Source organism: Planosporangium flavigriseum (assembly GCF_011947225.1).
In the GTDB taxonomy this organism is placed as follows: Bacteria; Actinomycetota; Actinomycetes; order Mycobacteriales; family Micromonosporaceae; genus Planosporangium; species Planosporangium flavigriseum.
Window position 1 is genome coordinate 43,537 of record NZ_JAATVW010000006.1, and the last position, 19,755, is coordinate 63,291.

At 70.7% G+C, this 19,755-nt stretch carries 22 protein-coding genes; 15 read left to right on the forward strand and 7 right to left on the reverse strand.

Annotated features, from left to right (window positions below):
- Positions 1–20: 20 nt before the first annotated feature.
- From HC028_RS10960 to HC028_RS10975, 4 genes are read right to left on the reverse strand one after another with little or no spacing between them, the layout of a single operon-like run.
- Positions 21–1,301 carry an MCE family protein gene (locus HC028_RS10960; RefSeq protein WP_168076064.1) on the reverse strand — a complete coding sequence of 427 codons (1,281 nt, stop codon included), beginning with the start codon at positions 1,299–1,301 and terminating at the stop codon, positions 21–23.
- Between the two features lie 7 nt (positions 1,302–1,308).
- Positions 1,309–2,112, reverse strand: a complete 804-nt coding sequence (locus HC028_RS10965) for an MlaE family ABC transporter permease (protein ID WP_168076066.1) — start codon at positions 2,110–2,112, stop codon at positions 1,309–1,311.
- Between the two features lies 1 nt (position 2,113).
- Positions 2,114–2,944: an MlaE family ABC transporter permease gene (locus tag HC028_RS10970; RefSeq protein ID WP_168076068.1), complete on the reverse strand. Its 831-nt coding sequence runs from the start codon at positions 2,942–2,944 to the stop codon at positions 2,114–2,116.
- Positions 2,941–3,939: an ABC transporter ATP-binding protein gene (locus HC028_RS10975; RefSeq protein ID WP_168076070.1), complete on the reverse strand. Its 999-nt coding sequence runs from the start codon at positions 3,937–3,939 to the stop codon at positions 2,941–2,943. Before HC028_RS10975 ends, HC028_RS10970 begins: the two co-directional genes overlap by 4 nt.
- A 222-nt stretch (positions 3,940–4,161) precedes the next feature.
- On the opposite strand from HC028_RS10975, the gene shbA reads away from it, so the two are divergent.
- The 3 genes from shbA (at position 4,162) to HC028_RS10990 (ending at position 6,500) form a co-directional block, all read left to right on the forward strand.
- Positions 4,162–4,737, forward strand: a complete 576-nt coding sequence (gene shbA / locus HC028_RS10980) for an RNA polymerase sigma factor ShbA (protein WP_168076072.1) — start codon at positions 4,162–4,164, stop codon at positions 4,735–4,737.
- Complete coding sequence (locus tag HC028_RS10985) at positions 4,734–5,567, forward strand: hypothetical protein (RefSeq protein WP_168076074.1); 834 nt, start codon at positions 4,734–4,736, stop codon at positions 5,565–5,567. The genes shbA and HC028_RS10985 overlap by 4 nt, the downstream gene beginning before the upstream one ends.
- A 90-nt stretch (positions 5,568–5,657) precedes the next feature.
- Entirely contained in the window at positions 5,658–6,500 is an 843-nt protein-coding gene (locus tag HC028_RS10990; protein ID WP_168076094.1) for an IclR family transcriptional regulator, read from the forward strand.
- Between the two features lie 3 nt (positions 6,501–6,503).
- Here HC028_RS10990 and HC028_RS10995 read toward each other — a convergent pair whose 3' ends face one another.
- Complete coding sequence (locus tag HC028_RS10995; RefSeq protein ID WP_168076096.1) at positions 6,504–7,547, reverse strand: NAD(P)-dependent alcohol dehydrogenase; 1,044 nt, start codon at positions 7,545–7,547, stop codon at positions 6,504–6,506.
- Between the two features lie 82 nt (positions 7,548–7,629).
- Here HC028_RS10995 and HC028_RS11000 point away from each other — a divergent pair, with 82 nt between their 5' ends.
- Together HC028_RS11000 and HC028_RS11005 are read left to right on the forward strand one after the other, a co-directional pair.
- Positions 7,630–8,109: a GNAT family N-acetyltransferase gene (locus tag HC028_RS11000; protein ID WP_168076098.1), complete on the forward strand. Its 480-nt coding sequence runs from the start codon at positions 7,630–7,632 to the stop codon at positions 8,107–8,109.
- Positions 8,110–8,170: 61 nt separating this feature from the next.
- A complete protein-coding gene (locus tag HC028_RS11005; protein ID WP_168076100.1) occupies positions 8,171–9,838 on the forward strand; it encodes an FAD-dependent oxidoreductase in 1,668 nt (555 codons plus the stop codon).
- Between the two features lie 4 nt (positions 9,839–9,842).
- On the opposite strand, the gene HC028_RS11010 is transcribed toward HC028_RS11005, so the two are convergent.
- On the reverse strand, positions 9,843–10,682 hold the full coding sequence (locus HC028_RS11010) for a patatin-like phospholipase family protein (RefSeq protein ID WP_168076102.1): 840 nt from the start codon (positions 10,680–10,682) through the stop codon (positions 9,843–9,845).
- A 157-nt stretch (positions 10,683–10,839) separates the two neighbouring features.
- Positions 10,840–12,228 (reverse strand): cation:dicarboxylate symporter family transporter, encoded by a 1,389-nt coding sequence (locus HC028_RS11015; protein ID WP_168076104.1) that lies wholly within the window; start codon positions 12,226–12,228, stop codon positions 10,840–10,842.
- Positions 12,229–12,500: 272 nt separating this feature from the next.
- Here HC028_RS11015 and HC028_RS11020 point away from each other — a divergent pair, with 272 nt between their 5' ends.
- The 10 genes from HC028_RS11020 to HC028_RS11065 all read left to right on the forward strand — a co-directional run bounded on the left by HC028_RS11020 (position 12,501) and on the right by HC028_RS11065 (position 19,719).
- Positions 12,501–13,454 carry a patatin-like phospholipase family protein gene (locus HC028_RS11020; protein ID WP_168076106.1) on the forward strand — a complete coding sequence of 318 codons (954 nt, stop codon included), beginning with the start codon at positions 12,501–12,503 and terminating at the stop codon, positions 13,452–13,454.
- 126 nt (positions 13,455–13,580) lie between these two features.
- The gene (gene clsA, locus HC028_RS11025; protein ID WP_168076108.1) at positions 13,581–14,213 is read left to right on the forward strand and encodes a cardiolipin synthase ClsA; all 633 of its coding nucleotides are present in this window, start codon (positions 13,581–13,583) and stop codon (positions 14,211–14,213) included.
- Positions 14,210–15,172 (forward strand): DUF881 domain-containing protein, encoded by a 963-nt coding sequence (locus HC028_RS11030; RefSeq protein ID WP_168076110.1) that lies wholly within the window; start codon positions 14,210–14,212, stop codon positions 15,170–15,172. The genes clsA and HC028_RS11030 overlap by 4 nt, the downstream gene beginning before the upstream one ends.
- Positions 15,169–15,501, forward strand: coding sequence for a small basic family protein (locus HC028_RS11035; RefSeq protein WP_168076114.1), 333 nt, complete (start codon positions 15,169–15,171; stop codon positions 15,499–15,501). The genes HC028_RS11030 and HC028_RS11035 overlap by 4 nt, the downstream gene beginning before the upstream one ends.
- Before the next feature lie 2 nt (positions 15,502–15,503).
- A complete protein-coding gene (locus HC028_RS11040) occupies positions 15,504–16,508 on the forward strand; it encodes a DUF881 domain-containing protein (protein ID WP_240940007.1) in 1,005 nt (334 codons plus the stop codon).
- A gap of 49 nt (positions 16,509–16,557) precedes the next feature.
- On the forward strand, positions 16,558–16,935 hold the full coding sequence (gene gcvH, locus HC028_RS11045; protein ID WP_168076117.1) for a glycine cleavage system protein GcvH: 378 nt from the start codon (positions 16,558–16,560) through the stop codon (positions 16,933–16,935).
- A gap of 206 nt (positions 16,936–17,141) precedes the next feature.
- A complete protein-coding gene (gene odhI, locus HC028_RS11050) occupies positions 17,142–17,579 on the forward strand; it encodes an oxoglutarate dehydrogenase inhibitor Odhl (protein ID WP_168076119.1) in 438 nt (145 codons plus the stop codon).
- A 147-nt stretch (positions 17,580–17,726) separates the two neighbouring features.
- Positions 17,727–18,470, forward strand: a complete 744-nt coding sequence (ftsR, locus tag HC028_RS11055) for a transcriptional regulator FtsR (RefSeq protein ID WP_168076524.1) — start codon at positions 17,727–17,729, stop codon at positions 18,468–18,470.
- Positions 18,471–18,578: 108 nt separating this feature from the next.
- Positions 18,579–19,043, forward strand: coding sequence for a bifunctional nuclease family protein (locus tag HC028_RS11060; protein WP_168076121.1), 465 nt, complete (start codon positions 18,579–18,581; stop codon positions 19,041–19,043).
- Between the two features lie 136 nt (positions 19,044–19,179).
- A complete protein-coding gene (locus HC028_RS11065) occupies positions 19,180–19,719 on the forward strand; it encodes a MerR family transcriptional regulator (protein WP_168076123.1) in 540 nt (179 codons plus the stop codon).
- The last annotated feature ends 36 nt before the right edge of the window (positions 19,720–19,755 follow it).

Here is a 19,755-nt window from a genome sequence, read left to right on the forward strand (position 1 = left end):
GATTCGCTCGCTTCGCTTGCTCATTGCGCATTCACCACCGCTCCGCGCAGCAGCGGGCCCCACAGGAACACCGCGATGTCGGGTACCTCCGCCGGTGACGTGCCGGTGGCCGCCCCGATGAGTGGTTTGACCAGGGCCTGCTCCTCGGGGGTGCCGGCGTAGCCCATCGCCGGGTTCGACAGGGGAGTCCCGGCGGGAATGCCGACCGGCAGCTTGGGCGTGTGCCGGTCCTTGCCGTGGTCGTACCCGTCAACGATGGGGGTCTCCGGGGCGGGTACCGGGGGATTGGCCAGGCCCAGGCAGCCCGGGCCGTCCTTCGCGCCGTAGAACGGCTCGTCGCCCGGCTCGTACTTGCCCTGGTTCTGATTCACCTCGACGGTGATGTGCATCCGCCCGTCCGAGAAGACCTTCTCCACCCGTGGCTGGAGGTTCTGCAGGCCGTCCAACGTGCACTTGAACGCCGGGGCGTACTTGGCGAACAGCTCCAGCACCGGGCGGCTGACCGAGCCGACCTGGATCAGCTGGTCGTCGTGCCGGTCGAGGAAGCTTCGGGTCACGTCGGAGGTGCTGGTGGTGGTGGCCAGGAACGCCGCGAGCTGCGCGCGCTGTTCGCTGATGGTGTTCATGTTGACCGTGGCGTCCCGAAGGATCGCCAGCAGGTCCGGCATCGCCCCGTCGTAGGTGTTCAGCACGTCGGCGAGCTTGCGCACATCCTCCTGGAGGGTCGGCATCTCCTTGTTGATGGCGGTCAGGTAGGCGTCGGCCGCGACCAGGTCCTGGCCGATCCGGTCGCCGTTGCCGCGTAGCGCCTCGGCGACCGCGCCCAGCGTGGCGGCCAGCTTGTCGGGCTTGATGGTCTGTAGCAGGGGAAGAAGGTTGTCGAGGACCCGCTCCAGTTCGATGGCGGAGGTGGTGCGGTCCTGGCTGATCACCGCACCGGCGCGCAGCGGACCGGCGGAGCGCCCCTCGGGGGGCATCAACGCGACGTACCGCTCGCCGAACAGCGTCTTGGGCAGCAGCCGGGCGCTGACGTTGCTCGGGATCTGATCCGTCATCGCGGGGTTGAGGGCGAGCCGCAGGGTGGCGGTCTTGCCGTCGGACGTGATGTCGCGGACGTCACCGACGACCACCCCGCGTAGCTTGACCTCGGCGCCGGAGAGGATCTGGGCGCCGGTGCGGTCGGCCTTCAGCGTCACCCAGGTCATCGGGGTGAACGCCTTCTTGTACTGGAGCACGGACATCGACAGCGCCCCGACGAGCAGGACGATGAAGGCGATGCCGAGGAAGCGGTTGCGGTTCATACCTGCCTCACCCTGAGATCCGGACGGTCGTGGAGGCGCCCCAGATGGCGAGCGAGAGGAAGAAGTCGATGATGTTGACCGCGACGATCGCGGTCCGCACGGCCCGGCCGACCGCCACGCCGACCCCCGCCGGCCCGCCGCTGGCGGTGTAGCCGTAGTAGCAGTGCGTGAGCACCACGACGAGGCTGAACACCAGCACCTTTCCGAACGACCAGAGGACGTCTTCGGGCGGCAGGAACAGGTGGAAGTAGTAGTCGTACGTGCCGGTCGACTGCCCGAAGTAGACGGTTGCGATGGTGCGGGTGGCGAAGTAGCTGGCGAGCAGGCCGATGATGTACAGCGGGATCACCGCGACGAACCCGGCGATCATCCGGGTGGTGACCAGGAAGGGCAGCGACGGGATGCCCATCACCTCGAGGGCGTCGACCTCCTCGGAGATGCGCATGGCCCCGAGTTGGGCGGTGAAGCCCGAGCCGACCGTGGCCGACAGGGCCAGCGCCGACACCAGCGGGGCGATCTCGCGGGTGTTGAAGTACGCGGAGATGAAGCCGGTGAACGCGCTGCTGCCGATCTGGTTGAGCGACTGGTAGCCCTGCAGGCCGACCTCGGTGCCGGTGAAGAACGTCATGAAGGCGATGATTCCGACGGTGCCGCCGAGTACCGCGAGGGCGCCGGAGCCGAAGCTGACCTCGGCGAGCAGGCGGACGACCTCCTTCTTGTACCGTCGGGCCGTCCGCGGCGCCCACGCGAAGGACCGCACGTAGAACGACAGCTGTCCGCCGAGGTCGTCGAGGCGGTCGAAGATGGCCATCTCAGCTCCCCTTCTGCGGTACGACCTGGAAGTAGATGGCCGTGACGACGAAGTTGACGGCGAACAGCAGCATGAAGGTGATGACGACGCTCTGGTTGACCGCGTCGCCGACGCCCTTCGGGCCACCCTTGGCGGTCATGCCCTTGTAGGAGGCGACGATCGCGGCGATCGCGCCGAAGAGCAACGCCTTGACCTCGCCGGCGATCAGGTCCGGCAGCTGCCCCAGCGCCTGGAAGCTCGCCAGGTACGCGCCGGGCGTGCCGCCCTGCATCATGACGTTGAAGGTGTAGCCCCCGGCGACGCCGACAACGTTGACCAGGCCGTTGAGCAGTACCGCGATCAGCATCGAGGCGACCACCCGCGGGGCGACCAGTCGATGGATCGGGTCGATGCCCAGCACCTCCATCGCGTCCAGCTCCTCGCGGATCTTGCGCGCGCCCAGGTCGGCGCAGATCGCCGAGCCGGCGGCGCCCGCGACGATGAGGGCGGTCACGATCGGCCCCGCCTCGCGGACGATGGCGATGACCGAGGCGGCGCCGGTGAACGACTGCGCGCCGATCTGCCGGGTCAGTGAGCCGAGCTGCAGGGCGATGACCGCGCCGAACGGGATCGACACCAGCGCGGCCGGCAGGATCGACACGGAGCTGATGAACCAGGCCTGCTGGATGAACTCGCGGACCTGGAACGGCCGGCGGAACAGGCCCCGTAGCGCGTCGAGGCAGAACGCGAAGAAGTTGCCGTAGATCCGCAGCCCCTCGGTGGCGTACCCGACCACGGGGCCGCCCCGGTGCTTGCGGGCGACCTCAGGGTTCGCCGGCGGTCCCACGCTCATGACGCCACCACCGGAAGCTCGTGTGTGTTCTCCACCGAGTGCCGGCCGGTGCTGGGCATGTTCGTCTCGAACGACCCGGGCGGCGGAACGACCCCGTTCTCGCGGCACCACTGGCCGGCCGGGCGCTGGGCCCGGCGCGGCAGGCCGTTGGAGGGTGGCAGCTGGGGCGGGATGGGCGGTAGCGGCGGCAGTTCGACGCCGGCCGCGGCCTCGGCCTCCAGCTCGTCGGCGTCCTTCTCCTCGGCCATGCCGATCGGGCCGACGCGCTGAGCGTTGAGGAACTGGCGGACCACCGGCTCCTCGCTGGACAACAGCATCTCGCGCGGGCCGAACATGGCCAGGTGCCGGTGGTACAGCAGGCCGATGTTGTCCGGCACGGTACGGGCGGTGTTGATGTCGTGCGTGACGATGAGGAACGTCGCGTCGGTCTGCTGGTTGAGGTCGACGATGAGCTGGTTGAGGTACGCGGTGCGGACCGGGTCGAGGCCGGAGTCCGGCTCGTCGAACAGGATGATCTCGGGGTCCAGCACGAGCGCCCGGGCCAGGCCGGCGCGCTTGCGCATCCCGCCGGAGATCTCGCCCGGCAGCTTCTTCTCCGCCCCGGTCAGGCCGACCATCTCCAGCTTCTCCGAGACGATGGAGCGGATCTCCGACTCCGACTTGCGGGTGTGCTCACGCAGGGGGAACGCCACGTTGTCGTAGAGGGTCATCGAGCCGAACAGCGCGCCGTCCTGGAAGAGCACGCCGAAGAGCCGGCGGACCTCGTACAGGTCGCGTTCGGACAGGCGGGGCAGGTCCCGGTCGCTGATCCAGATCGACCCCCGGTCCGGCTTCAGCAGGCCGATCAGGGTTTTCAGGAAGACAGACTTACCAGTACCGGAAGGACCAAGGAGGACAGATATCTCACCTGTTGGCAGCGTGAGACTCACGTCGGCCCATACTGGGTGGCCGCCGAAGGACTTGGTAAGGCCTTCGACGCGTACCTCGACGCCCAACTGCTCCTCCCCAGGGTGAATGTTGTTACATACATCGCAGTGGGGCCCCGGCGTGTAACACGCCAAACCCCACGCCCGTTGTTGATCGCTCGGACATGCTGCCCGAAGCGGGGTATACCTGGCAACCTTCGGTTGATCTGTCATCAACCGTTAGGCGGTTAGCGATCATCCGGATAACGTGCGGGATACTCGTCGGTAACGGGAGGGATATCACCGGTTCAGATGACCGTGCAAGAGGCAGAGCTCGTCAGCCGCGCTGCGCGTAGCGACCCGGTCGCGACCGCGGCGTTGCTCGCGCGCCTACGACCCGGTGTCGTCCGGTACTGCCGGGCCCACCTCGGCCGCGTCGGCGGCGCCTACACCACCGCCGACGACGTCGCCCAGGAGGTCTGCCTGGCGATGCTGCGTGCTCTGCCCCGGTTCCAGGACCAGGGACGCCCGTTCTCGGCCTTCGTCTACCGCATCGCCGCGAACAAGGTGGCCGACGCACAGCGGGCCGCGCTGCGGCACCTGTCTGTCGCCGGTGTCGACATGCTGCCCGACCGGCCGGACTCCGCGCCCAGCCCCGAGCAGCAGGCGGTCTCCACCGACGAAGCGCGGCGGCTGGCCAGGCTCCTGCGCCAGTTATCCCCGACCCATCGGGAAATCATCGTGCTGCGGGTGGCCGTCGGCCTGCCCGCGGAGGAGGTGGGCAGCGTGCTCGGAATGTCCGCCGCTGCGGTACGCATGGCACAGTCGCGCGCATTGGCCCAGCTGCGTACGCTAGCCGGCGACACGCTTGACGAGGTACCGGCATGACAGACAAGCCCTCGACCGCTGGCGAGCGACCGTCCGATCTGGGCGCGGTCGCCGCCGACACGCTGCTGCTCGACGCCCTGGGCCGCGGCGCGCCGGCGCTCGCGGACGACCAGGTCGCGTCGCTGCTCGCGGCGTGGCGCGCCGACCTCGACGACGGCCTCGCCGTCACGGAATCGGACCAGGCCGCCGACCCGGCGGTGGTCCGCCTGGTCGGGGCCGAGCGGCGCGGCGACCGTACGCGTCGCACCGGCCGCCGGGTACTCGGTGCGGCCGCTGCCGTCCTCGTCGCCGGCGGCGGCCTGCTCGTCGGCGCCGAACACGCGACCCCCGGCAATCCGCTGTGGCCGATCACCCGGGTCATGTACCCCGAACGCGCGGACAGCGTCGTCGCCGAGCACACCCTCGCGCAGGCGCGCGAGGCGGCCGCCGACGGCCGCCAGGACGACGCGCGGCGCCTGCTCGCGGAGGCGGCCACCGTCATCGGCCACGTGTCGGACGAGGGTACGGCCCAGCGACTGCGCGCCGAATTGGCGACCGTACGCGGCATGCTCCCCCCCGCCGTCGTGCCGGCCGCGTCCGCTCCGGCCGTACCCGACCCGGCTCCGACCGGGGCGGTGGTACCCGGATCGCCGGGCGCGCCGACCGCCGGCCCCGTGCCGCAGCCGACCGGGGGTGCGCCGCAGCCGACAGTCACCTCCGGGGCCACGCCTCCAGGGGTTTCGGTCCCATTGCTGCCCACGGTTCCGGCCCCGTCGACCGGACTACGGCTACCGTCGACGGTGGCTCCCACCCTGCCACCGGTCGGTGGCCTGCTGCCCCCGTTGCCGTAGCGGACGGCTCGGGTTGCTTTTGCGGCTCGGGTTGCTTTTGCGGCTCGGGCTGCTTTTGCGGCCCGAGCCGCCGCCGCGCGAGGATGAGGTATGCCCGCGCGAGGCAGTTGCCCCTACCCGGCCGGGCCTGCCGGCACGGCCGGGTCCGCCGAGCCCACCGGCCTGCTGCGGTCGGTCGACCGGGCGGTGCGCGTGCTCGATCACGTCGCTGACGCGCCTGGCCCGCTCGCCGCGAAGGACATCGCGCGCGACCTCGACCTGACGCTGCCGACGACCTACCACCTCCTGACCACGCTGGTCCGGGCCGGCTATCTCGTGCACCTGACTGCTGCGCACGCGTACGCCCTGGGCCACCGGCTGGACGACCTGGCGCGGGCGCTGCGCCGGCAGCTCGCCGTGCCGGCCGAGGTGGAGCGGATCGCGGCGATCTGCCACGAGGAGGCGCGCGCCGCGGCGTACTACACCGCGCTGCGCGACGGCGAGATGGTCGTCGCGTACGTGGCCGACTGCCCCGACCACCCGCGGATGCGCCTGCTCGACGTGGGTTTCCACCACGCGCCGCACGCCACCGCCTTCGGCAAGCTGATGCTGGCCGCGCTCGACCCGGCCGCCCGCGATGAGCTGCTCGCGCGCACCGGCACGCGGGCGGTGACGCCGTGGACCGTCACCGACCCGCACGCCCTGCGCCGCCAACTCGACCAGGTGCGCGCCACCGGGCTCGCGATCGAGACCGACGAGGTCCAGTCCGAACTCGGTGGCATGGCCGCGCCGGTCACCGACGCGACCGGTCGGCTTGTCGGTGCGGTGGCGGTCTCGATGCCGACCGGCCAACTGCTTCGCCGGCGGCGCGAGGTGGAGCGTGCGGTCCGTACCGCCGCGGTACGCGCCAGCCGGGCGGCCTGCGCCGCCGCCGTACGCGCCGGTGCGGCGTGACGGTCAGGCGCGACTGCCGCGGTTCGGTACGAGAATCGCGCGCCCGGGCAGCCGGCCGGCCTCCAGATCCTCGATGGCGTGGATGACGTCTTCCAGGAAGTACGTCTGGGTGTGCAGCCGCACGGTGCCGTCGGCCGTCAGGGTCATCAGCTCGTCGAGCTCGTTGTACGTGCCGACCAGGTTGCCGATGATGCTGCGCTCGGTCGAGATCAGGTCGAGGGTCGGGATCTCGACCCGGCCGCCGTACCCGATCGCGAAGTACGAGCCGGCCGGTCGGGTCATCGCCAGGCCCTCGGCCTCGGTGCCGTGCTCGCCGACGAAGTCGAAGACCACGTGCGCCCCGGCGCCGCCGGTCAGCTCCATGACCCGCTGCACGTGCGGGCCATCCGCCTTGATCGCATGGACCTCCCCGTAGCTGCCCGCGAGCTGCAGCGCGGCGTCGCTGCGGTCGATCACGATCACGGTGGCGGCGGTCAGCGCCAGCAGGCACTGCACCCCGATGTGGCCGAGACCGCCGACGCCGATCACGACGCACGTACTGCCGGGGTGCAGCAGCGGCAGGGCCTTGCGAACGGCGTGGTATGCGGTGAGCCCCGCGTCCGCCTGGGCCGCCACATCGACCGGCTCGAGCCCCGGCTGGAGCTTGACCGCCGACCGGACCGACGTCAGCAGCAGTTCCGCCATGCCGCCGTCGCTGTCGATGCCGGGGAACCGCGAGTTCTCGCAGTGCTGGTCGATGCCGGCCCGGCAGGCGCGGCACAGCCCGCACGTCACCAGCGGATGCAGGATGACCGCGTCGCCGGGCCGGACATTCGTGACGGCGCTGCCCACCGCACGTACCCAGCCCGCGTTCTCGTGGCCGAGCACGTACGGCAGCCTGACGGCCGACTTCTGCGCCCATTGCCCCTCGATGATGTGCAGGTCGGTGCGGCACAGCCCGGCCGCGCCGATCTCCACCAGGATGTCCAGCGGTCCGCTGATGGTGGGTTCGGGGATGTCGTCGACGGTCGGCGGCTTCCCGTAGGCGTGGAGCCGGACAGCCTTCATAGTCCGAGCCTGCAATCCGGCGGTTGCCGCCGCCCACACCGCGTTCAGATGCTGACAACGGGCGTGTGGCACACTCCCCGCCATGCTCATCAGGCAGGCATCCGAGGAGGACTGGCCGCGCATCTGGCCCTTCTGGCACGAGATCGTCGCCGCGGGCGAGACGTACACCTGGGAACCCGACACCGGGCCGGACGCCGCGCGCGAGCTGTGGATGGGGCGGTCGTCGCGGGTGTTCGTGGTCGAGTCCGACGGGCGGATCGTCGCGAGCGCGTACCTCAAGCCCAACTACGGAGGCCGCGCCGCCCACGTCGCCAATGCGGGGTTCATGGTCGATCCCGGGTATGCCGGCCGCGGTGTCGGCCGGCGGCTTGCCGAGCACATCCTCGACGAGGCGCGGCGGGCCGGCTACCGCGCGATGGTGTTCAACGCGGTCGTCGAGACCAACCCGGCGCTGGCGCTGTGGCGGTCGCTGGGTTTCGAGGTCGTCGGGACCGTCCCGCAGGGCTTCGACCACCCTCTCCACGGCCCGGTGGCGCTGCTCGTCCTGCATCGCACGCTGTAAGGACCGCCGAGGTTACCGGCTGCGGCGCTGGGTAGTGCCAGCCCCGACCGCGGGGGTGGACATGAGCGTACTTGTCGAGACGCCGGATCGGTACGGGGCGTACCCACGCCTGAGCGACGCCCAGATCGAGACCCTCACGGCGCGCGGCGAGCGCCGGCGCACCCAGACCGACGAGGTGCTCATCCGCGAGGGAGACGCGGGGTACGACTTCTTCGTGATCCTCGCCGGCAAAGTGGCCAACTACGAGGCGCACGGCACCCGGGACGAGCGCCTGATAAGCGTGCACGGTCCGCGTCGATTTCTGGGTGAGCTGAGCCTGTTCACCGGCCAGACCGCGTTCTTCACGTCGGTGGTGGCCGAGCCGGGCGACGTGCTCGACGTGTCCGCGGACCAGATGCGGGAGGCCGCCGTACAGGACCCGGGGCTCGGCGACCTCATCCTGCGCGCGTACCTCATCCGGCGCTCGATTCTGATCGGGCTCGGCGCCGGCATCCGGATCATCGGATCGCGGTTCTCTCCCGACATCCGGCGGTTGCGCGAGTTCGCCGCCCGCAACCGGCTGCCTTACCGCTGGATCGACCTGGAGAACGACCGGCAGGCCGAGGAGCTGCTGCGCCAACTCGGCGTGGAGCCCGGGCGGACGCCGGTGGTCATCTGCCCCGGCGGGCAGGTGCTGCGCAACCCGAGCAACGCCGACCTGGCCCGCGTCGTCGGCCTGCCGACGCCGCACATGGCCGAGGCGACCTGCGACCTCGCCATCGTCGGGTCGGGACCGGCCGGCCTGGCCGCCGCCGTGTACGGAGCCTCGGAAGGCCTGGTCACGATCGCCCTCGATGCGGTCGCCACCGGCGGCCAGGCGGGGACCTCGTCGAAGATCGAGAACTACCTCGGGTTCCCGGCGGGCATCTCCGGCGGTGAACTTGCCGAGCGTGCGGTCCTGCAGGCCGAGAAGTTCGGGGCGAGCTTCAACATCCCGGCCGAGGCGAAGTCGTTGGAGACCCGCGAGGACGGCCACGTGATCCGGTTCGCGGACGGCTCGGAGCTCACCGCCCGTGCCGTGCTGGTCGCCACCGGCGCCCGCTACCGCCGGCTGCCCGTACTGAACCTGGAGAAGTACGAGAAGACGAACGTCTACTACGCGGCGACGACAGCCGAGGCGCTGATGTGCCGCAACGACCCGGTAGCGGTTGTGGGCGGGGGAAACTCTGCCGGGCAGGCGACCCTGTTCCTGTCCAGGTACGCCACGCAGATCCGACTGATCATCCGCCACGAGGACCTCGACCGGGACATGTCGCGCTATCTCGTGGACCGGATCCTGCGGCTGCCCAATGTGGAGATTCTCCGGCAGGCCGAGGTGCGCGAACTGCTCGGCCGGGACACGCTCGAAGGGATCCTCGTCGAGGACAAGCAGACCGGAGAGCACCGCATCATCTCCGCGCGGGCCCTGTTCGTGTTCATCGGGGCGGAGCCGTGTACCGGATGGCTCGCCGGCAAGATCGCGCTCGATGGTCACGGCTTCGTGCTCACCGGTCGGGACAACGGTCGCGGGGGCAGCGAGGGGTCTGCGCTGCTGGAGACCAGCCAGCCCGGCGTGTTCGCCGCGGGCGACGTCCGGTACGGCTCCATCAAGCGGGTGGCCTCCGCTGTGGGCGAAGGCGCGATGGCGGTGCGGTTCGTGTGGGAGTACCTGCACAAGGCCGGCCGTGCGGAGATGGCCCGCACCAGGTGACCAACTAATCCCGGCCGGCTGACCACACGCCGGCGACGGTGGCCGCGACGACGGCGGCCTGTTCGCGGCCGGCCCGGGCGGCGGGAGCACGCCGCGCCGGGTCGAGCACGTTCCGGCCGATCGCCTCCTTCGTGCGCTTGTCCGGCGACACGACCGCGACCCGGCCCGACAGCTGCGCGGCCTGGGTGGCGACGCTCGGTACGGGCCCCGCGCCGGCGGTCGTCGGCGCGAGCACCACGACCCGCTCGTACCCCTGCGCGAGGTCGACGTTGGCTGTCGACCGTACTCCGCCGTCGATGTAGCGGTACCCGTTGATGGTCACCGGTGGCCAGACGCCGGGCACCGCGCAGCTTGCGCCGACCGCATCGACCAGGCTCACCCCGCTGTCGCGATCGAAGACGACGAACTCGCCCGACTCGGCGTCGACGGCGGTGATCAGCAGCCGTTGCCGGGGCCATTCGTGTACGGGTAGCCGGTCCTCGATGACCGCCCGCCGGTCGTCCTCCGGCACGGTGCGGGCGGCAAGGGCCATCCTGCCGATCCGGGCGCGGCCCTGCTGCGGGTCGCGGCTGCCGACGAACGCCAGGACCCACTTGAGCATGGTGGTCGCACTGATCCGTGCCGCTATCTCGTTGCCGGCGCCGATCAGTTGCCCCGCGTACAGCTTCTCCAGGTCGGTGCCGGAGGTCAGCTGCGCCGCGACGACCGAGCCGGCCGAGGTGCCGACGGTCAGATCGGCGGACCCGAGATCGATCCCCGCTTCGGCGAGCCCGGCGAGCACGCCGAGTTCCCATGCGACCCCGGTGACGCCGCCCCCGCCCAGTACCAACGCTCGACCCGCCATGGCGTCACCGTAGCGGGTCCGGCCACTTCTATCGACGGCAGGCTATCGGTTCCCATTCAAGATCCGCGCAATGCGTCAAACATTGCGGCCTCAGTGCGCGATGAAGCAGCAATGTGTGCGACATTGCGCGGATCTTGGGGAAGCCGTCAGGCGGACCTCAGACGTGCGGCGCCGCGGCCGCGGTCCTCGCCTCGGGGCCGTCGTGCGGCCCGTCCTTCGGTGCGGAGTGGTCGTCGTCGAGCATGGTCTGCTCGTCGAACGGGTCGTCACCGCGCAGGACCCGGGTGGCGCGCGCCCGGTCGAACTCGCCGGACCAGGTGCCCAGTAGGACCGTGGCGACGGCGTTGCCGGCGAAGTTCGTCAGCGCGCGGGCCTCCGACATGAACCGGTCGATGCCGACGATGAGCCCGACGCCGTCGACGAGTTCGGGGCGGTGCGACTGTAGCCCGCCCGCGAGGGTGGCGAGGCCCGCGCCGGTCACGCCGGCCGCGCCCTTGGAGGCGATGACCATGAAGACCAGCAGCGAGATCTGCTGCCCGATCGACAGCGGCTTGCCCAGCGCGTCGGCGATGAACAGGGACGCCATCGTCAGGTAGATCGCCGTGCCATCGAGGTTGAAGGAATACCCCGTCGGCACCGTGATGCCGACGACCGGCCGGGACACGCCCAGGTGCTCCATCTTCGCGATGAGGCGCGGCAGGGCCGACTCCGACGACGAGGTCGACAGGATGAGCAGGAACTCGCGGGCCAGGTAGCGCAGCAGCGAGAAGATGCTCACCCGCGTGAAGGTCCACAGCAGCGTGCCCAGCACGAGGATGACGAAGATCAGGCAGGTGGCGTAGAAGCCGAGCATGATCTGGGCCAGCCCGGCGAGCGCCTTCCAACCGGTCGCGCCGACCACAGCGGCCATCGCGCCGAACGCGCCGATCGGTGCCACCCACATGATCATCGCCAGGATCCGGAACACCAGGCGCTGCAGGTGGCCGATGCCGCGCAGGATCGGCTCGCCGCTGCGCCCCATGGCCTGCAGCGCGAAGCCGACCAGCAGGGCGACCAGAAGCGTCTGGAGGACCTCGCCGTGGGTCAGCGCGGAGAACAGCGTGTCCGGGATGATGTGGAGGAGGAAGTCGACCGTGCCGGTCGCCTTCTCCCCGCCGGCGGCCGTCGCGCCCGCCTTCTTCGCGGCCTCGGTCAGGTTCAGCCCGGAGCCGGGGTGGATCAGGTTGCCGACGACGAGGCCGATCGCGAGCGCGACGGTCGACATCACCAGGAAGTACACCAGCGCAAGGCCGCCGACCTTGCCGACCTTCGCGGCCTGGCGCACCGAGCCGATGCCGAGCACGATCGTGCAGAAGATGATCGGACTGATCATCATCTTGATCAGGTTGACGAAGCCGGTGCCCAGGGGCTTGAGCTCGACGGCCACCTTAGGGGCGACGAGCCCGACGACGATGCCGGCGATGACGGCGACGATCACCGCCAGGTACAGGTAACGGGTGCGATCCCGCTTCGCCGGCGCTGCCGGGTCCGCTGTGGTCTGTGACATCGCGAGGTCCTTCGAGGGGGGGAGATTATACGACAGCACCGTCTTGACGGAAGATCGCCAGCGCCGCTGTCGGGCCCTACCTTGCCAGACCCCTCGGACGGGAAATTGCATCAGGGTAGGCCGGAGGCGTTGTTCCGCGGATAAACCACCGAGCGCAGGGTAAAGCGCCCAACGCTCGCACCGGGGAGCCCGGTGCGAGCGGTCGACAGCGGCGGGAGCACACCCTGTGGAGGGATCATGGCGGGCCGGGTTCCGCGGCGGGACGGGCGGGGATGACTGGCGGCACCGCGCTGGTGCTGTCCGGCAGCGGGGTACCGGCGGCGTACTTCGGCGCCGGCGTCATCCAGGCTTTGGAAGCGGCGGGCGAGCGTCCCACGGTCGTCTCCGGGTCGTCTTTCGGCGCGGTCAACGCGTACGCCCTGGGGGCCGGGCTGGACGGGCTGTCGCTGGCCCGGATGTGGTGCCACATGGGCTGGCGGGACGTGTACCGGCCGCGTACGGACGTGTGGCGCGCGGTCAACGCGCGCCGGCTGCTGCGGCCGACGACCAACATCGCCGAGTACGCGCTGGGCGCGGCCGGCTGGACGTGGCTGCTCGACCCGGCCCCGATGCGGGCGACGCTGGCCAGGCACGTCGGCCGGGCCCGGCTCGGCGAGACGAGTGACGTGACCGTCGTGCTGCCCGCCGTCGACGAAGTCACCGGCACGACCGTCCGGTTCTGCTCACGGCTGCCGCCGAAGCGCCGCCGCGACCCGTGGTTCCGGCAGGTCGACCTGACCGTCGACCACGTGCTGGCCAGCGCTGCCGTGCCGCTGCTGTTCCGGCCCGGCAGCGAGGACAGCCGGGCCCTCGTCGACGCGGGGCTGGTGGCCGCGACGCCGCTCGCGCCCGTCATGCGGTACGAGCCCGAGCGGGTCATCGTGGTCTCCGGCGCCGGGATCAGCCGGCCGACCAGCGCTCCGGACTCCCTCGGCGCGGCGATCGCGCTGCTCGCGGACAACATCGCGGCGGCGGCGCTGGCCGCCGATCTCGGTCACGCCCAGACCGTCAACCGGCTCGCCCGCGCCGCACCCGGCTCGACGGTGAAGCGGGACGTGCCGATCCTGCTCATCGAACCGGCGGCGCCGGGGTACCCCCTCGACTGGTTCCTGGAGTTCTCGGCCACCCGGGCCAGACGGATCATGGAGTACGGGCGTGAACAGGCCGGCAAGGCGCTGGCGGGCTAGCACCAGCCGAGGTGGGCAGGGGGTGCGTCCTCCATTCGGCGACCACCTGGCCCTGCTAGCCTGCTAACCGTTCTCGGCGGTCCGACCAGCGGGTCATCGAGCGGAGCGGCCAGGGGAGCGGCACACGTGGATCCGACACGCGGCGACGCGCCGGTCAGTGCCGGCCGGATCCTGACGATCCCCAACCTCATCAGCTTCGCCCGGCTGGTCGGCGTACCGCTCTTCCTGTACCTGTTCCTGGTCTCGCGCGACTACGGCGCTGCGGTGATCGTGCTCGCCCTCGGCGGCACCACCGACTGGGTCGACGGCTACCTGGCCCGGCGCCTGGGTCAGGTCAGCCGCCTGGGCGAACTGCTCGACCCGCTCGCCGACCGGCTCTACATCCTCGCCACGCTGGTGGCGTTCACCGTGCGCGACATCGTCCCGTGGCCGTTCACCGCGGCGTTGCTGCTGCGCGAGGTCGTGGTCGGCGCCACGATCCCGGTGCTCCGCCGGTACGGGTACGGGCCGCTGCCTGTCCACTACGTGGGCAAAACCGCGACGTTCCTGCTGCTGGCGGCGTTCCCGGTGCTGCTGCTGGCCCGTGTCGGCGGCGGATCGGTCGCCGGGCCGATCGGCTGGGGCCTGGCGTGGTGGGGCATCGTCCTGTACTGGGTCGCGGGCGTGCTCTACCTCATCCAGTTCTTCGCGGTCGTGCAGGCCGCGCGCCGGGAGCGCAGAGCGAACGGGCTCAGGGACGACGGCGCGGTGCCGGCGTGACCGGCCTGCCACCCGCCCGGGGGCGCGCTCGCGTCCGGTCGGACATCCTGACCGAGCTGTTCCGCGTCCCCCTCGACCCCGGGTATGCGCAGGCCGCCCGCAAGCGCGCCGCCGGCGCCCTGGAGCCCGCTACCTGGCGGCGCGGGACCGCCCGCGGCGTCCTGCTGGTCGCGCTGCTGGCGATCGGCTTCCTGCTCGCCGTCTCCTACCGGTACGTCACAGCCGCGCAGCCGGAGACGACCAAGGCGCGGGCCGGGCTCGTCGCCGACGTCCATGCCCGCCGCGCGACAACCGACGAGCTGCAGAAACAGGCGGACCAACTGCGCGAGCAGGTCGTACGGGCGCGCGACGCGGCGCTGGCGGACAGCGATGAGAGCGCCCGGCTGCGCAACCTGGAGGTGGCCACTGGCCTGACCCGGGTGCACGGGGACGGCATCGTGGTCCGGTTGGTCGACGCCCCGGCGCCGGTCGACCCGGTCACCGGCAAGCGGTCCAGCACCAACCCCGGCAGGATCCTCGACCGGGATCTGCAGGACATCTCGAACGAACTGTGGCGGCTCGGCGTGGAGGCGGTGTCGATCAACGGCGAGCGGCTCACGGGAACCTCGACGATCCGGACGGCCGGCGGGGCGATCCTCGTCGACTTCCGCCCGGTCACGGCGCCGTACGAGGTCACCGCCATCGGTCCGGGCTCCCTCAAGGACGAGTTCAACGGCTCCTCGACGGCGAAGCGGTTCCGCGCCTACGTGGGCACGTACCGGATGCAGTTCTCGGTCGACCAGCGCGACGGCATCACCCTCGGGGCGGCCGTACCGCCCCGACTGCGCTACGCGCAGGCGCCGCAGTCCCCGGCGCCCCAGGCGTCCCCGGGGCCGCTGCCGTCCGGCGCGCCCGGGCGGACAGCGACGAGGCGTCCGGCCAGTCCACCCGTACCCTCGGCGTCTGGAGGTAACAGATGATCGCGGTACTCGCGTTGCTCGTCGGTGTGGTGCTCGGCGTCGTGCTGGAGCCCACCGTTCCGGTCGGGCTCCAGCCGTACCTGCCGATCGCCGTCGTTGCGGCGCTCGACGCCGTGTTCGGCGGGATTCGGGCCAAGCTCGACGGGATCTTCGACGACAAGCAGTTCGTCGTGTCGTTCGTTTCCAACGTGCTGGTTGCCGGCCTGATCGTGTACCTGGGTGACCAGTTGGGCGTCGGTGGCCAGCTGTCCACCGGTGTCGTGGTCGTCCTGGGCGTGCGTATCTTCGGCAACGTCGCGGCCATCCGCCGGCACCTGTTCCGGGCGTGACGATGGCGGGCACCGACGACGAGCGGCCCGGGCAGGACAAGGGCACCGCAGGTGAGACCGCCGCCGAGGGGATGGCCGCCGAGGGCGAGGCCGCTTCGGACCAGGCCGCCGCGGACCGGACGATCGAGATCAGCGTGGCTCAGGTCAGCGCGGCCGGGGACCGGACCGTCCCGATCAGGGTGCCTGTCGACGACCGGACGGTCGAGCTTCGGGCGGCTGCGGTGGGGGCGGAGCGCGAGCGGGCCGACGCGTACGACGAGGAGCCCGGCGGGGAGTATGAACCGGACACCGCCACCCGACCGGCGGGCAAGGCGCCCCGGCTCTCGGCGGCGGCCGCCATGATCGGTCTGCTGCTGGGCCTGCTCGGTTTCGCGCTGGTCGTCCAGTTACGCAGCAACGCCACCGACCCCGAGCTCGCCACCGCGCGACCGGAGGATCTCGTCCGCATCCTGTCCGACCTGGACGGCCGCCAGGACCGGTTGCGCCAGGAGATCGCCTCGCTGGAGGCGAGCCAGCGCAAGCTCGCCTCGGGCGTACAAGGCCAGGCGGCGGCCCTCGAGGAGGCCCGCCGTCGGGCCGACGAGCTCGGCATCCTGGCCGGAACCCTGCCCGCCCAGGGGTCAGGGCTGCAGGTCAAGTTCGTGGCCGGCAGCGAGGCGATCGCGGCGAGCACCGTGCTGGACGCGGTCGAGGAGCTCCGCGGCGCGGGCGCGGAGGCGATGCAGATCGCGGGTGAGGGCGGCAGTCCGGTCCGGATCGTCGCCTCGACGTACTTCGCCGACTCCAAGGGCGGGCTGGTCGTCGATGGCGTCCGGCTGACCGGGCCGTACACGCTGTCGGTGATCGGAGATCCGCAGACCATGCATACCGCGCTCAACATTCCCGGTGGGGTGGTCGACATGGTCCACCAGCGCGGCGGTAACGTGATCGTTCAGGAATCGGACACGGTCGGAGTGACGGCGCTGCATGAGGTTGTCGCCCCCAAGTTCGCGCGTCCGGTCTCCTGACACCCATCCGCACGCACCGGCGACCGCCGATTGGGCAAAGGAACGCGACGTGATTCCTGAGGACCTGCGATACACCGCTGAACACGAGTGGGTGCAGCCGCAATCGAACGCGGTCCGCATTGGCATTACCCACTACGCCCAGGATGCGCTGGGTGACATTGTTTATGTCCAATTACCGGACCTGGACACCCAGGTGGCGGCTGGAGACTCGCTCGGCGAGGTCGAGTCCACCAAGAGCGTGTCGGAGATCTATGCTCCGGTCGCCGGTAAGGTGGTCGCCCGCAACGAGCAGCTTGCCGACGCCCCCGAGCTGATCAACTCGGACCCCTACGGCGCCGGGTGGCTGGTTGAGATCGAACCGGCTCAGCCGGACAGCGTGAACGACCTACTAGACGCCGCGGCGTACCGCCAGTTGACCGAACAGTGATCTTTATTGGGCGCGCGGATTCGCGCGTCCAGTTGACCCCACATTTCGGCCATGACTAGGCTCGCTCAGTCGACCGTGAATCCACGGTCGCGGGTGAGGCTACGTCAGGTGGCCGGGGGAACAGCGCCGCAACTCCGCTTCGGGGCAGTGCTCCAGCCGTGTCCCGTCGCATCCGACGCCCGACCGATAACCCGTGAGGTGGTCTGATGACGCGCCCAGACGACGAGTTCCCCCCGCTCGACGTCACGTCCACGCTCAATCTCGGCAACCTTGACGAGACGATCGAAGGCACTGACGCCGACGTGGCGCCGAGTCGGGTGTCCGGCTCGCTCCCGCCGGGGATGGCGCTGCTCGCGGTGCGCCGCGGTCCGAACGCGGGGGCGCGCTTCCTGCTCGACCACGACGTGACGACGAGCGGGCGCCACCCCGACAGCGACATCTTCCTCGACGACGTCACCGTGTCCCGCCGTCACGCGGAGTTCCACCGCGAGGGCGGTACGTTCACGGTTCGTGACGTCGGCAGTCTCAACGGAACCTACGTCAACCGCGAGCGGGTCGAGTCGGCTACCCTCAGCAGTGGTGACGAGGTCCAGATCGGCAAGTTCCGCTTGGTCTTCATCGCGGGTCCCCGCACTGAGGACTAGCGAACGACGGCAGGTCGTGCGTATGCGAGGACTCGCGACGGTGCCCCATCGGGGCACTGTCGCGAGTCCTTGACTTGCGACGGTTGGGGAGGCTGAGTGAGCGGGGCGTCGGCGGCCGCGTCGGAGACCGTGCGCCACGAGGGCTTGATGAGCATCGGTGAGGTCCTCGCCCACCTGCGTGCCGACTTCCCCGACGCCACGATCTCCAAGCTTCGCTTCCTCGAGAGCGAGGGGCTGATCCAACCGCAGCGCACGGCCGCCGGCTACCGCAAGTACAGCCGGGAGGACCTGGCCCGCCTGCGGTACATCCTGACCGCCCAACGCGACCAGTACCTGCCGCTGCGGGTGATCCGCGACCAGTTGGCCGCGCTCGATGCGGGGGCGCCCGCCATCGGCGGGGGCCCGACCGGGATCGCGGACCGGTCCGACGGCCGAGGCGAGGGCGCCCGGCTGCGCCCGACCCTGGTGGCGGTTCCGCCGACGCAGCAGCCAGACCCGCCGGCTGACCTGGCCGACGTGGTCCTGGGCCGCGAAGAACTCCTGACCAAAGCCGGGCTGACCGAATCGACCCTGGCCGCGCTCGAGCAGTACGGGTTGATCGCGGAGCGGCCGGGTGGCGGCTACGACGCCGACTCGTTGGAGGTCGCCACGGTCGCCGTGCGGCTGGCCGAGTACGGGCTGGAGGCGCGCCACCTGCGCGCCTACCGGGCGGCGGCCGACCGGGAGATCGGGCTACTCACGCAGCTCGTAGCGCCGCTGGCGCGGCAGAGCAACCCGGCGGCGCGCGCCCGGGCTGCCGAAACGGTGCGGGAGCTGACGGCGTACACCGACCGTCTGCGCGGCGCGCTCGTACGCGGTGGGCTCCGGCAGACGCTGGGCGGTAGTCGATGACCGGACAGTCTGTAAGGCCCAGCACGGTGTCGGCCGGTACGCCCGTCCCGTTGGTCCGATACGCCGTGTACCGTGCAGGGAGAGGGACGAAGCGACACGGAGGCGGCGGTGCGTGAGCTGAGCGTGGTCGGTGTTCGGGTGGAACTACCCACCAATCAGCCGATCGTGCTGCTCAAAGAGGTGGAAGGTGACCGTTACCTGCCGATCTGGATCGGTGCGGTAGAGGCCACGGCCATCGCCTACGAGCAGCAGGGCGTCAAACCTGCCAGGCCGCTCACCCACGACCTGTTGCGGGACGTCCTCACGGCGCTGGAGGCGCCGCTGCGGGCCGTTGAGATCGTCGAGATGCGCGACAACATCTTCTACGCCGAGCTGGTCATCGGCAACGGCGTCCGGGTGTCGGCCCGGCCCAGTGACTCGATCGCGCTGGCGCTGCGGGTCGGCGCGCCGATCCGCTGTGCTGACCAGGTCCTCACCGAGGCCGCCATCGTCATTCCGGACGAGCAGGAGGACGAGGTCGAGAAGTTCCGGGAGTTCCTGGAGCAGGTGACCCCGGAGGACTTCGCCGGCTGAGTCGAGGCGTCGGGGTGCGCCGTCGTCACCTCTCTGCCGGGCCTGTTGGCAGTTGGTTACGGCGTGTCGAGAAAAATATCCCCGTGGAGCACTGATTTGCGCTATAGGGTGATGACATCGACGCTGGAGGTGTCGTATGAGTCAGCCACCCGACCCTGGTTACGGGGGTGCCGAGGATGCCGTGGGTTACCGCGGAGTGACAGCATGCCACGCGGCCGGCATCAGTTACCGTCAGCTCGACTACTGGGCCCGTACGGGCCTCGTGGTGCCCAGCGTGCGGGACGCGTCCGGCTCGGGCACGCAGCGACTGTACTCGTTCCGCGACATCGTCGTGCTGAAAGTCGTCAAGCGACTCCTCGACGCGGGCGTCTCGCTTCAGAACATCCGGAAGGCGATCGACACCCTCCGTTCGCGCGGTGTCGCCGACCTGGCCGGCATCACGCTCATCTCGGACGGCACGTCCGTGTACGAGTGCCGCTCGCCGGAAGAGATCGTGGATCTGCTCCAGGGCGGGCAGGGCGTCTTCGGTATCGCGATCGCGGGCGCCTTCAACGAGATCCAGGGAACGCTGTCGCACCTGCCCGCCGAGCCGGCCGTCCAGGTCGACGACGAGCCGGTGTTCGACGCGACCGGCGACGAGTTGGCGGCCCGCCGTGCCCGCCGGCGCGCCGGCTGACGTACCCACCCGGTCCAGCCGCGTCGGGTGACCATG